The organism is Eubacterium ramulus (assembly GCF_045002895.1).
In the GTDB taxonomy this organism is placed as follows: domain Bacteria; phylum Bacillota; class Clostridia; order Lachnospirales; family Lachnospiraceae; genus Eubacterium_I; species Eubacterium_I ramulus.
Genome location: NZ_CP173382.1, coordinates 3,187,874 through 3,202,042, shown reverse-complemented (window position 1 = coordinate 3,202,042; position 14,169 = coordinate 3,187,874). Strand labels below are relative to the sequence as shown.

The window sequence follows — 14,169 nt, the reverse complement described above, 5'->3', positions numbered from 1 at the left end:
TGGCATCTCTTATCTTTTCTATGCCTGCACCTTGTTTAAGAAATGCTCCCATTCCACGACAGCTTTTTCAAACTCTACTTCTATCCAGTAAGTATCTTCCTCTACATCCACAGCGATCTCACAGCAACATGCGCCACCGTTTTTTGCAGGTTTCGGTGTCACTACAAATACTTTTCCATCTTCCTGTATTTTCCGGAAAATCTCTTTAAACTGTTCTTCCGGAATATCCTGATCCGGCACTTCCCGCTGCAGCACATTGTTTGCGTCATAATACTTTGCGCCTTCCAATAAAAATCTTGTAATTACCGGAGATTTGAAACGAAGTTCTGTGTCATCCAGATATCGATCAGTCAGAGTATCATTCGACGGATTGTTATGCTTTGCTGCTACGCCCAGCAGAACCATCGTCATAAGCCCCGGATTTAACTCCATTTTCTTTACTTCCGCATCCTGGAACATAAATTTATCCAGTTCGTTTACACATTTAAACGCCATATCCTATTCTCACTTTCTACTAATTCAGAATCTTTTGCTAATTCAAGTCAAACACACGTGAAACTTGATGCGTGATTCTGGTCAGTGTAAGCTGACATAGACTAATTATAAGTATAATACACTGTTTTTGCAAGCCTGATTCCATTCGAGTCAAGAATGTCGTTACAGTTCACTCATCATATGTATTCAAATATTGATCATGCTTGCATGAGGAAATATTTGGATACATAATGATGAAGGGAGCGCCTTTTTATGAGCAAAAGTAGCAGCGTAAGCGTTTGCCTTCTTGAACCAAGTTCAAGAAGTATCGCTCGCAAGCGAGCTCTTTTGCGAATGGCGCGTGTGAACAGTAACAGAATGTCCTCTGCATTCCCTGTGCGCTAAAGGATATGTGAAAAAATAGGTGCTACAATAACCGTCAGAATACCTGCAACGGCGATGGATAAACCACCCATTGCCCCTTCGATCTCACCCATTTCCAGTGCTTTTGCAGTACCGATCGCATGTGCGGAAGTACCCAGTCCAACTCCTTTTGCCACCGGATGTGTAACATGGAATAACTTGTATACAAAATCCGCCAGCACATTTCCAACCACACCGGTGATAATAATAACCGCAACGGTAATCGTCACAATACCATTCAGTTCTTCTGACACACCCATACCGATTGCTGTTGTGATAGACTTCGGCAGCAATGTCACAAACATATCATGCTCCAGATGGAAGATCAGGCACAATACCAGAATACAGACAGCACTGGTCAGGACACCTGAGATAATACCACCCATAATGGCTTTCCAGTTCTTCTTCAGCAGTTCCATCTGCTCGTACAGCGGAATTGCCAGACATACGGTGGCCGGTGTCAGCAGATAACTTAAAAGCTGTGCACCATCATTATATGTATCATAATCAATATGGAACCCTACCAGGATCAAAATAATGATCACGATAGAAATCAGTAACGGATTTAACAATGCAAATTTAAATTTCTTTTTCAGCAATACTCCGACTTCATATGCAAGGATACTCACCAGTACGCCGAAAAACATAGAATTATTCAGAATGTCCTTCATTTTTCTTACGCTCCTCTGCTTCAATCATCGTCTGTGTTACTTTTCCGGAAACACCCATAACTACAATTGTGGATACAAACAAGATCACAATTATCGGAATCAGCACTGGTTTTAATGTATCCCATGCGTTCAGCAGACCGACACCTGCCGGAATAAACATCATCGGCATGATCTCGATCAGAAATTTTCCCGCATCCTGAACCGCTTCCACCTTCAGCACTTTCGTTTCCAGCAGGACAAACATCAGCACAAGTCCGTAAATACTTGCCGGAATCGGCAGCGGCAATACATATTTCAATGCCTCTCCTATAAAAGAAATAAAAAGAATAATGACAAATTGACGAATATACTTCATAATAACGCCTCTTTTCCCTGGTCAAAAAGTCTACATTTTACGATAACATTTTCCTAAAAATGCAATTCAGTTTCCCAATCATTATAGCAGAATTCAAATATTTTTCAATACATTGGTGCTACCAATTTCAAAAAATTCAAGCGTTCATTCGCGTGTACGATTCCGTAGGGCTGTTCCTGCTGCCCATATTCCAAACAATATTACAGACAGCAGACTTGCCATAATCCCATACCGTTGTCCCGGCGGTTCAAACTGCAGATCCACCGTGTGTGTACCGGCAGTTACTTTCGCACCGGCAAAAGCAGTATTCACTTTTTCCAGTTTTGTCACCTTTCCATCCACATACAGCTTCAGTCCGTTTTGCATTGGAATAGAAGTAATGAAATAACCATCTTCTCCTGCAGTAATTGCACAACTGAGTACACTGTTTTTGTTCCATTGTTCTTCCGGAAGCAGCGTCGCAGACTGCACCTGCTTTTTCTGAAACAATGTTGTCGGAAAACGATAGCACGCGATGTCAGTCAGGTCATAAGTTCCGGCAGACAGCTTCAAAGAAATATATTTATCCCTGCCTTTTTCCTTTAACATATAAGAAAAGACATTATTTTCATTTGGATACGGTGCATCCAGACCGGATAACTTATTTCGCCTTCCATTTGCTGAAATGACCACCGGATCCGCTGTATGATTTTCTACCTGAAATCGGAAATACAGTGTTCCGTTTTTCATATCCGGATCCAGCGGAATCCGGAGCACACCGCTCTCTGTAGCTGTGATCCGATAGCCGTTCTTCACCGGTGTGACCTGAATCTGCTTATCACGGCTGACTTCCTCTGCATCCAGCCCCGGCAGTGCAATTTCATCCATCTCAGATACTTTCACCGTTTTCTGTCTATCATTTTCCACCACGGTATATCGGCTCAATGCTGTCATTTTCTCCATATCATCCAAAGATGCAAACTGTTTATCCGAAATGCAGTCCGCTGTAGTATAGGCAATTGGCAGTACATCCGTATTTTCCGCAATGACATATCTGCCCTTCTGCTGCAAAATGGAATAGCCCGAAGGCATCTTATTCTCCGTAGTCAGGATATAGCGTTCTCCCATCAGCTGTGCAAACAGCGGGTTCCGCTCTTCCAATAATGCTGTCCGGTTATTAATCTGAATCGGCATTTTCACTACATTGTAGTAGAAATTCTGATACAGCGGATTTGTGACAGAAGAATACATATTCGCACTCTGCTGACCATAAAACAGCAACGCATTGCAGTCTTTTTTCGTATCCGTCAGCTTGTCGCAACGGTACAGCCGGTTTCCGCAAAAAGCCTGTACTTCTTCCTCTGTAAATTGCTCTGATTCCGTGTCAGTATCTGTATCCGAAACTGCACCGTTTTCCGTACCGGTATGCCAAACGACACCCGCGCCCAGACTTTGATCGGTATCCGTGCTCATTGTCTGCTCTGTATTTACACCGGATGTCTGACCGGATTCTGCATTTGGGATTCCCTGCCAGCCTTCCATAGCCGCCGCCCCCAGATAAATGAAAAAGGGCATGACAAACAGACCGATATAGCGAAACATTCCTGTCCCGTACAGACTCTGCCGCGCTTCTTCTTCCTCCGTCAGATGCGCATGTTTTCGCAAAATCAGATCAACCAGGACAATGGTCAGCAGAATCGCTCCATCCAGTGTTACCCAGGCAAACCATTCCTGGTTCCGCTGGGTCAGCATTATAACAGCAAAAATCAAAAGCGGCCACAGACGCCACTGCGTCTCACCCTTCCGGATTTTCTGAAACACCTGCATACAATAATAAATGACCACCGGTACAAAAGGCATCAAAATCTTTCCTCTTGCATACAAAGTTGCATTCAGCACATAAGACGCAACGCCAAAAAGGCTTCCCGCTAAAAGCAGAGCGCACTGCCAGCGCACTTCCCTCACCCGCAGTCCAAGCACCAACAGATACAGGCACAGCAGCGTCAGCCCAAGACCATAAGGATCATACAACAGGTTTTTAATATTCGGCATCACCAGATCCACCCATGTGGTAGCTTTTTCTCCACTGTGCTTATGCTCCAGAATCGTCATGAATGTCGGAAGAAGCAGCATCATTGCCATTCCAAGCGACAGGATAACGCTGGTAACACCCTGAAACAACAGGTGTCTGCGTCCCCTGACATCTTCCTTGCGGAGCATTCCCACTGCAAACCAGCCGATCACTGCCAGACAGGCTATAGCATAATAGAAGCTGTGCAGATAAATCAGCGTCAGGCTGATGCTCATCAGTGCAAATCTGCGTTTTTCCAGGAAAATCAATGCCAGCAATAAAAACGGCATATAATTTACAAACATGATCTGCCGGTGTGTCTGGAAAAAACAGCCGGCCAGCAAAAAAAGCATACTTCCAAAGAAGGCAGCATACGGTGTCATTCCCTTCATTCTGAGCCAGAGCTGCATCAGGAGTACCGCCGCCAGATAGCTGCTCAGTGCATAGACCGGGATCAATACTGTCATAGGAATCTGTGGAAACAGACAGCCTATGATAATATCCGGGCGGTAATAGCCATAATACGCAAACTGAAATCCATTGCTTCCGCCTCCGAGGGAAATCCAGGACGGCGCCAGTGTCCGCTCCTGCATGCACACGTTTCGAATTGTCTCTGCCAGCGTCACATGCTGATTGTACCAGTCCGTAGTAGAACCATAAAAGCACCCATCCGGCCAGACCAGACGAATCAGCAGTACAAAGACCGCCACCAGAATTCCGGTAAAGATCATTGTCTGCAATTTTTCTATTTTTTTATCTTCACTTTGTTTCATCATTCTCACATACCTCACCCGTCACACACATTTAAAACAAATCGCTTTCGCTTTTATTCCTTAATATTTCTCTTTCTTAACGTTTTCTCTTGTATGACTTGTCCAGTATAGCAGAGTTTTTTGAAAATCCCCCATGAAAATTCTGAATTTTTCTTAATATTTAAGATGATGCCAGGGGCAAAACACCCAAATCTATTTCACAATCAGCTGCGCAGCCAGTCTGCATAACAGCAGATTACATGCTGAATCCGGAACAGTTCCGATTCACGGCTCACACTGCGCCACAATGCTTTGTAATCATACAGCCAGTATTCGAGTTCTTCTGCCAGTGCACAACGCTGCCCGCTGCATGTTTCATCTGATGTCTGATCACCCGCCAATACCATGCCCAGTTTCTGTAACAAAATCATTCCCTGTAATGCAATCAGATATGCGTGGATCTGTTTTTTCTGTTCTACCGGAAGATGTGACACAAATGCATACAGTTCACCTTTTATCTCTTCCAGCTGTTCTGCCGCTTTCTGATAAACTTCCATCGAATATAACGGTACTTCCCGAAGTTGTTCCAGCCTGTCTACCGCATTGCGCCAGGTAAACTTCCAGCTGACAGAGATTTTTGCCAGCACAGACACAAGTGTTTCTGAGACATCTCCATAAGCAATCCGGGATATCTGTCGGTTGATTTCGTCAAAGGCCGGAATCTCCGGATTCCAGGAAAATGCTGCTCCATAGATCATTCCAACCAGACTGAAATCCGGGTGATTGATATGCCCACAATCCCCCCAGTCCGTATTCAGTACACCATCTGCATGATAATCAACGGCATAGTGACACATCCTGCTGATATTTTCATAGGAAACTCTGATCTGATTTACCAGCTGATCCCAGCCACTCACCCCCGGGCAGTTATAAAGTCTCGCTCCGGCCCCGGAAAGTTTTCGTGTGGAATCCTCCGGCCAGTCAGCGTCATATCCCCAGTTCAGACAGATGGTTTCCTTTGGCAGTTCCTGTACAGCCTCCGGAAACGCACAGATGATATCGCCCCAGAACATCGGGATTTTTCCTTTGCTCACCACATACCCGCACAGTTCTTTGACAAAATCCAGGTACATACGCTGTGTACCTTTTGTCTCTGCCAGCCCGGCACTTTTTCCTTTTCCAAGATCAAAGGTTTCATCCGCACAGATATTAAAATACTTTGATGTAAACAATGGCATAAATTCATCGATCAGCGATTTTGCCAGCTGCATACTCTCCGGGTTTGATACATCCAGTGTGTGGTGCTTCATGCGATCCACAAACCCAAATGGCTCCTGTTCCATATCCGGAAGTTCACACAAATGGCAGTACGTTCTGGTACGAAGCACTTTATACAAATGACCAAAGCATGCAATACTCGGAATCAGTTCAATGTGGCGCTTTCTGCAGTAAGCATCCAGTTCCAGAATATCCTCCGGTGTCAGCGGTGTATCATCCCGCCAGACTTCCGAAAATTTTGCAAATAAAAATGTATGTTCCATGTACAGCTGTAACTGATTCAGCTTATATGCAGCCATACGGTCCACCAGTTTTTTCAGATAATCCATGGTCGGAATCCGGCCTCTGGTCACATCATGATAAAATCCACGATGTTCAATCTGAGGTCTGTCCTGAATGCTCGTGTACGGAAGACAGCAGCCCTCCTGCTGCGTCATCTGACGCAATGTCTGCATACCATAAAAAAGTCCACAGGCACTACCGCCGGTTATGATGATTCCGTCTGCATTTATATGCAGCTCATACGCCTGTGCTTCCAGTGCTTCATCCAACCGCAGGCTAATATCCCCCGGACACGCACTGCCTCTTGTGATACGCAGTGTAAATCCCAATGATTCACAAAGAACCTGCTGAAACAGCTTTGCATCCTCATAGACCTCAGGTGGACAGCTGTTGTCCACTACAATGGCGCGGTTATAACAAATTGTAAAAATCCCCTCTGTCGTTTTCCACTTTCGTGGCTTTGGTAACAAATACATCGTTTTCTCCTCCATACTTCAACGAAAAGGGCAAACCCGGATTTTTCCTCCGGATTTACCCTTTACACTTAACATTTTATACCTAAAGCTATAAATGAGCAAATTTGAAAAATTGCACAAAACTACACTGCGAATTTCATAAATGAATCAAAATCATTGCTTTCCTTTGCGCATTGAAAAAGATAACGATACTTTTCCAGCTGAATGGTATCACAGATTTCGTGATATCCAGTTTCAAACGAACAGAACCTACCAGTACCCACTGCACACATGAAATGTGCCAGTGACATAAGTAGCCAGTACCTTTTGATTCCCTGTGCAGAGCGTATCTGATAGCTGTCCAGTGCCAGTTTATCCTTACACTGGCGGAAAAATACTTCAATCGGCCATCGACACACATACCAGGAAAGAATCTCCTGTGTAGACAGGGCTGCGTTTGTACTGATGAAAGCACGCAATGCTTTGGGATTACCAAATGCTTTTTCCGGATAACTCAAAAGAACTACCGCATTTTCTATGCCGTTGAGGTTTCCCTCGTACCGGTACACATAATAGTTTCGTTTTTTGACTGTCACAAGGTCAAATTCACGATGTGTAACAGACAATTCGGCGGCCAGTTCACGAAGTTTCTTTTTCATTCCCGATGGATACAGCAAACGGTTTGTTTTCAAAGCACCGATGGTATGGAACCCTCTCTGTGCAAAGGTATTGATTATCTTTTCAGAAACATACCAGCAGTCGCAAAGAAAATAGGACATTACCGGTGGAACAGGCAGCTCCTTTGCAATGCTTTGTACAATGTCAATCTTGGAAATTGACTTATTGTACATTACAAAAGCATAGTTCAGAACAATGCCATTGCAGGAAAGCATAACAGCAACTGCCTGATGCCCGTAATCCGGTTTTCCCTTTAAATGGGATTGGTGAAAATACGCATCTTCAATCGGATGTAAAGCCTGTGACGAAGGCTTTGTCTTTGAAGCAATCGTATCGTCCACAATACAGAGAACAGGTTTTCCGGTGCGTGCTGCTTCTGAATAAATAATCTCAATGACAGAGCATTTTAACGTATCTGAAAGTAAGGAATCATCCCATTTTCCGGAATTGAGGAAATGGGCAATCGTAGTTCTGTGGCAGGAACTGTTTTTAGCAAAGTCCGTGGTTTTTCCATGATATCCTGAAATGAAAATACTGATTAGGATACTCATAAGATGGTTTATTACTCGGTTCGAATAAAATTTGCATAAGTTTAATTTTTTAAACTGGTTGTATATGAATGAGGAATGATGTATAGTATTTGCGAGAGACACCTTCTTTCGTAAATGTTGCAAATGTTTGTTTTGGCACTTTCATTATACAACACATGGAATCGAGGTGTCTTTCTTTTATGCAAAATCACGAACTTGCTCATTTATAGCCTAAAGTACTTTCGATAAAAATTCCTGTAGTCTCGGATTTTTCGGATTCTCGAAGAAATCCTTCGGATTATTCTGTTCTGCGATATTTCCGCCATCCATGAACAGAACGCGGGTACCCACCTCACGGGCAAATCCCATCTCATGTGTTACGACTACCATGGTCATTCCGTCATCAGCAAGCTCTTTCATCAACTGAAGAACCTCGCCTACCATTTCCGGATCCAGGGCGGATGTCGGCTCATCAAAAAGCATGACTTCCGGGTTCATGGCCAGGGCGCGGGCAATTGCAATTCGCTGCTGCTGACCACCGGAAAGCTGTTTCGGATATGCCTCCGCTTTATCCGGCAGACCGACACGCTCCAGAAGTTCCATCGCTTTCTGCTCTGCTTCGCTGTCTGACATGAGCTTTAACGTCACTGGTGCAAGCTTGATGTTCTCCTTAATAGTCAGATGTGGGAACAGGTTAAACTGCTGGAACACCATTCCCATTTTCTGACGCACCTTATCGATGTCTGTCTTCGGATCTGTGATGTCCTCGCCATCAACGGTAATCGTTCCGGCTGTCGGCTCCTCCAACAGATTTAGACAGCGCAGAAACGTTGATTTTCCGGAACCGGACGGTCCGATGACAACGACCTTTTCTCCCGGATAAATATGTTCATTGATTCCGGCCAATACTTTATGATCGCCAAAAGTTTTTTCCAGATTTTTAACGTCTATCACTGTTTCTCATCCTCCTCTCAATCAGTGCAAGTAGCTTGGATAAAGCGATAACGCACACAAGGTAGATCACTGCGATGCTGATGTACGGCATGAATGCCTGGTAAGTAACAGCCTGTACGGTCTGAGCTGCTTTTGTCAGATCCTTTGCTCCGATAACAGTCATCAGAGATGTATCCTTCAGTAATGTGATCATCTCATTTCCCAGTGCCGGCAAAATATTTTTGATTGCCTGTGGGATAATGATGTGGCGCATGGTCTGTGTATAGTTCATACCCAGCGAGCGGCCGGCTTCCATCTGACCTGCGTCAACAGACATGATACCGCCTCGCACGATCTCCGCTACATAAGCACCGGAGTTGATACCGAACGCCAGTGTCGCTACTGCCACCTCATGTCGGCTGGATGAAAATACTACGAAATACATGATCATCAGCTGAACCATCATAGGGGTTCCCCGGATAATGGTCAGATAAACCTGACAAATTGCATTTAAAATGTTTAAGATCACATTGCCGAAGCCATGTGCATTTTTCTTTCTGGAATCATGTTTTGTGCGGACGATCGCCACCAGTACACCGATCGCAATACCCATCAGAAGGGCAAGTATTGCAACGCGGATGGTAACGGTAAATCCTTTTGCAAATAACTGCCAGCGATCTTTGGTAATAAAGGTCTGGGCAAAGTCATTTGCCAGTTTTGCAAACCATTCCTGCATGTTCATTTCTCCTCTTTTTATATACTTCCTGTAATCAGCAAAATGGGGGCAGCATAGCATGCTACCCCGTTTCATACGTTTCCTAACGTGGATTACTCAGCCTTGATATATTTATCAATAATGGACTGTAATGTTCCGTCTGCTTTTAATTTTGCCAGAGTCTCATTGATCTGATCTAATAACTCTGTATTTCCTTTTTTCACAGCGATTGCATAATCCTCTGTTACATACTCTGTATCAAGGATCTTTAATCCTGGATTCTCAGCTACGAAAGCTTTTGCCGGCTCGTTATCGATAACAACTGCATCTACTTTACCGGTCTGTAATGCCTGGATTGCACTTGCGCCGTTCGGATAAGCGGTTACATGATCCTCACCGAATCCACCGTTTTTCGGTGTATCGGAGCAGTAGATGTGACCTGTTGTTCCCTGCTGAACACCGATCATCTTGTCATTTGCCAGATCATCCGGACCTGTGATATCGGAATCTTCCGGAACGATGATTACCTGAACACCGGTTGCATAGCTATCAGAGAAATCTACATTCTCTTTACGCTCGTCAGTGACAGTCATGCCTGCCAGAGACATGTCAGCTTTTCCTGTTGTGATCGCCGGGATAATGGAATCAAAATCAATATCATCTACTTCCAGCTTTTTTCCCATTGCATCAGCAATTGCCTGTGCAATCTCGATATCGATACCTTTGTACTCCTCTCCATCTACATATTCATATGGCGGGAATGTTGCGTTGGTTGCCATAACCAATGTATCACTGTCAGATGTTTTTGTTGTCTCTGCTGCTGCGCTTCCGTCTTTTGCATCGGAACTGCTGTTATCTGTGCTGCCACATGCTGCCATGGAAAGCACCATTGCTGCAGCTGCCACCAGGGCTACGATTTTCTTTGCTTTCATATTTTTTCTCCTCTATACAATCCTATCTGAAATGTTTACTAGCGTTTATTATAGTTGCAATGAGAAGAGAATGCAATGGTTATTATGCATAAAAATAACTTATTTATGTATTTTTTTTCAGTCTTTCCTTATACTTTCTGTATTTTTGCGATTAAAAATATACGTTTATGCATTTTTTATGCATCTTTTATAAAGGTTTTTAAAATGAAACTGCTTTTCACCGGATGCATAATCTGCCACGATCTGTCCACTTCCATACAGTTTGTATTTGTAGCTGACCAGACCTTCCAGTCCCACCGGACCCCGGGCATGAAGTTTTCCTGTGCTGATCCCCACCTCTGCACCAAATCCATAACGATATCCGTCCGCAAAACGCGTGGAACAGTTCTGATATACCCCGGCGGAATCCACCAGATTCATAAAATGCTCTGCGGTCTGTGGATTTTCAGTGATGATACAGTCTGTATGATGAGAGCCGAAGCGATTGATATGCACAATGGCTTCCTCCACACTTTTCACTGTTTTTGCAGAAAGAATGTAGTCCAGATACTCGGTCCTGTCATCCATCTCCGTAGCCGGTACACAGTCTACCACAGCTGCAATCTCTTTTGTGCCGCGCAATTCCACCTGTTTTGCATCCAGCGCCGCCTTCAGCATTGGCAGCAACTGCTCCCGGACATCCTCGTGAATGAGAATTGTCTCCACGGTATTGCAGGCAGACACATACTGCGTCTTGGCATCCACAATGATCGGAACTGCTTTCGCCAGATCTGCCTCCTTATCCACATAAATATGACAAATGCCATCTGCATGTCCCATTACCGGAATCTTGGTATGGTTCATAATATACTGCACAAAGGCATTGGAGCCACGCGGAATCAGCAGATCCACTGAATCATGACATTCCAGGAGTTCGTTGATCTCAGAACGGGCCTCCAGCTGCATCATACAATCTGCCGGAAGTCCTGCGTTGATCACAGCACGGTGGATAATATCAAACAGCGTTCTATTCGTGCGCAGAGCTTCACTTCCCCCTTTTAAGATCGCACAGTTTCCGCTCTTGATACACAGTGCGGAGATCTGTACCAGCGCATCCGGACGCGCCTCAAAAATCACACCGATGACACCGATGGGACAGGTGACACGTTTCAGTACCAGACCATCATCCAGTTCACGGGCAAACTGTGTCTGAAACAGCGGATCTTCCATACCGGTCAGATCTGAAATACCTGCCATCACATCCCGCAGTTTTCCTTCATCAAATTTTAACCGTTTCCGGACCGGACCGGAGACACCATCTGCCTCCGCCTGCTCCATATCCTGCCGGTTTGCCTCAAAAATCTCTTCCTGATGCTGCTGCAGTGCTGTCCGCACCGCTGCCAGAGCTGCATTCCGCTGCTCATTTGTGGTGGCTGCCAGCTCCGGCGCCGCCTGTTTTACCGTTTTTATCTGTTCCTGAAATAACATCGCTTCACTTTTCCTTTTCTCTCTTTATCTGCTACTGCCGGTTGACATTTCCGTTGACTACCTGATAAGTTCTGTTACCGTCTGTTACCGTTCCGGTATAGCCAAAATCTACCTGACCGTTCCGGATGTACCACCAGCCAAAATCATTCTGGGCGATTCCGTTGTAGCCGAAGTTGACTTTTCCATTTTCGATCCGCCACCAGCCCATCTCATTATCCGCTACGGTACTCCGGAAGATGACCTGGCCGCCACGGACATTCCACCATGCAGTATCTCCGTTTATCGTTCCTTCCAGCACGCTGTTTTTATCAAAATCTACTGCGCCATTCCGGATATACCACCAGCCGCCAACATTTTGTGCCAGACCCGTATAACCAAAATCTACTTTTCCGTCTGTAATCTTCCACCAGCCATACACATTTGCACATACATCATTATCAAAAATAACCTGGCTGTTCACTACTTTCCACCAGCCATACGTACCGTTTACCGTTCCTTCGATCACATCGGTATCGTCAAAATGCACCTGACCGTCACGGCAGTACCACCAGCTGTTTCCATTCTGACCAAATCCGGTGTAGCCAAAATCTACCGCACCGTTGTGGATATACCACCAGCCACCTGCATTCTGTGCCAGGCCGGTATAATCGAAATCTACTTTTCCGTTTGTGATCTTCCACCAGCCACTGGCATTTGCACATACATCATTGTCAAAAATAACCTGGCTGTTTACCACTTTCCACCAGCCATACGTACCGTTTACCGTTCCTTCGATCACGCCATTGTCGTCGAACTGTACTTTACCTCCACGGCAGTACCACCAGCTGTCTCCATTCCGGCCAAAACCGTTATAGCTGAAGTCCAGCACACCGTTTAAAATGTACCACCAGCCATATTCATTTGAAGCCAGTCCGGTGTAAGTCGTATCAATTTTATCATTTACCTTATAAACCCATCTGCCATCTGTATCCTGGACCAGACCGGTAACGGTATTACCGATGATTTCAGAACGTCCGTAGATTGCCTTATTAAAATACAGTCTGCGGATCAGCTCACGGATTGTATCCACGCCTGCATCTCCATCCACAGATAATCCGGTATTCTGCTGAAATGCCCTGACCGCAGCCTTCGTCGCCGGTCCATAGCTTCCATCCAGAGAAAGGCCTGCGTTCTGATACTGATTCAGCGCATTCTGCAGCCACTGGATTCCAATCTTGTTGGCAGCCGGTGAAGCCGACGGCATCCGGTAATCCCCTGCGTTACAGTATGTCCAGCCGAGACCGGAAGCATCGGTATATGCATTGATCCTTCTCGTAATATAACTTTTCCGGTTGGAATCTGACTGACTGAGCCAGCTGTTTCGGTTCGTATATGCATAGCATACGGTAGTAATATGTATCTCATTCAGCGTCAGATCTCCGAGATTTCCAAAATTCTTTGCATAGGATAAAATCGTCTTCACACCACCGGAACCACTCTGATTTTCAACATCTGCCAGATAAACAACAGCTGCCGCATTACGGATACCGCGATTGTAAATGTCGTTGACATACCCTGTCACATCGGTATTTTCCTGCACATCCTGCGCCAACTGACTCTGCGTGGTGGCAAGCAGTGTCTGCATCTTTTTTGCCTCGTCAGTCGTCAGGATCCGTTTGCTCCAGCTTGCATCACTGAGAATCTCGTTGTACAGTGCATCGCCAAGGATCGCCTGTGCACTTGCAGCATCTCCGGAAATAATAATCCGCAGAAGGCTTTTCGCACGATCCGCATGCCACTGCATCTTTCCGATGGAAAGTGCCCCGTTGTCGTTCGCATTCACAGAGCTGTAACTACCCTCATATTTACGGATCATTACTTTGGCGGCATTTATAATATCGGTAGTAGCCACACCACCAATGGTGGACGGTGCTGCCGCTGTCAGTAAAATTCCATCATTGGAATAAGAAGCGATCTCCTGCTGCAACTCGACTGCCTCGCTGTCACTCAGAATATCGGTATCTGTCTCTTCCGCCTGATCCATCTGCTGTACAGCAGTAGTTTCCATATTGGAAGCCGCCGGGACAGCTGCTGCAAAAGCGGCGGAACTGCTGCTTGCTGTCAAAGCGATCACAAGCCCGAAAGCTGCTAATTTTTTACGTTTCATCTGTATGTACCCTCCTTACGGAACCACG

General features: G+C 45.2%; 11 protein-coding genes. All 11 read right to left on the bottom strand.

Annotated features, from left to right (window positions below; all coding sequences use genetic code 11):
* Positions 1-18: 18 nt before the first annotated feature.
* Positions 19-495 (bottom strand): hypothetical protein, encoded by a 477-nt coding sequence (locus ACIRUQ_RS14780; protein WP_021738387.1) that lies wholly within the window; start codon positions 493-495, stop codon positions 19-21.
* A gap of 380 nt (positions 496-875) precedes the next feature.
* Positions 876-1,568 (bottom strand): LrgB family protein, encoded by a 693-nt coding sequence (locus tag ACIRUQ_RS14775; RefSeq protein WP_021738386.1) that lies wholly within the window; start codon positions 1,566-1,568, stop codon positions 876-878.
* On the bottom strand, positions 1,549-1,923 hold the full coding sequence (locus ACIRUQ_RS14770) for a CidA/LrgA family protein (protein WP_021738385.1): 375 nt from the start codon (positions 1,921-1,923) through the stop codon (positions 1,549-1,551). The genes ACIRUQ_RS14775 and ACIRUQ_RS14770 overlap by 20 nt, the downstream gene beginning before the upstream one ends.
* 144 nt (positions 1,924-2,067) lie before the next feature.
* The gene (locus ACIRUQ_RS14765; protein WP_055290374.1) at positions 2,068-4,749 is read right to left on the bottom strand and encodes a YfhO family protein; all 2,682 of its coding nucleotides are present in this window, start codon (positions 4,747-4,749) and stop codon (positions 2,068-2,070) included.
* Positions 4,750-4,949: 200 nt separating this feature from the next.
* Positions 4,950-6,761 carry a glycoside hydrolase family 20 zincin-like fold domain-containing protein gene (locus tag ACIRUQ_RS14760; protein WP_055290375.1) on the bottom strand — a complete coding sequence of 604 codons (1,812 nt, stop codon included), beginning with the start codon at positions 6,759-6,761 and terminating at the stop codon, positions 4,950-4,952.
* 122 nt (positions 6,762-6,883) lie between these two features.
* Positions 6,884-7,969: a transposase gene (locus ACIRUQ_RS14755; RefSeq protein WP_055290736.1), complete on the bottom strand. Its 1,086-nt coding sequence runs from the start codon at positions 7,967-7,969 to the stop codon at positions 6,884-6,886.
* A 210-nt stretch (positions 7,970-8,179) separates the two neighbouring features.
* Positions 8,180-8,902, bottom strand: coding sequence for an amino acid ABC transporter ATP-binding protein (locus tag ACIRUQ_RS14750; RefSeq protein WP_021738382.1), 723 nt, complete (start codon positions 8,900-8,902; stop codon positions 8,180-8,182).
* Complete coding sequence (locus tag ACIRUQ_RS14745; protein ID WP_044962903.1) at positions 8,889-9,617, bottom strand: amino acid ABC transporter permease; 729 nt, start codon at positions 9,615-9,617, stop codon at positions 8,889-8,891. The genes ACIRUQ_RS14750 and ACIRUQ_RS14745 overlap by 14 nt, the downstream gene beginning before the upstream one ends.
* A 92-nt stretch (positions 9,618-9,709) precedes the next feature.
* Entirely contained in the window at positions 9,710-10,528 is an 819-nt protein-coding gene (locus tag ACIRUQ_RS14740) for a basic amino acid ABC transporter substrate-binding protein (protein WP_021738380.1), read from the bottom strand.
* Between the two features lie 165 nt (positions 10,529-10,693).
* Positions 10,694-11,995 (bottom strand): glutamate-5-semialdehyde dehydrogenase, encoded by a 1,302-nt coding sequence (locus tag ACIRUQ_RS14735; protein WP_055290676.1) that lies wholly within the window; start codon positions 11,993-11,995, stop codon positions 10,694-10,696.
* Between the two features lie 31 nt (positions 11,996-12,026).
* On the bottom strand, positions 12,027-14,141 hold the full coding sequence (locus ACIRUQ_RS14730) for a peptidoglycan-binding protein (RefSeq protein WP_055290678.1): 2,115 nt from the start codon (positions 14,139-14,141) through the stop codon (positions 12,027-12,029).
* Positions 14,142-14,169 lie beyond the last annotated feature (28 nt).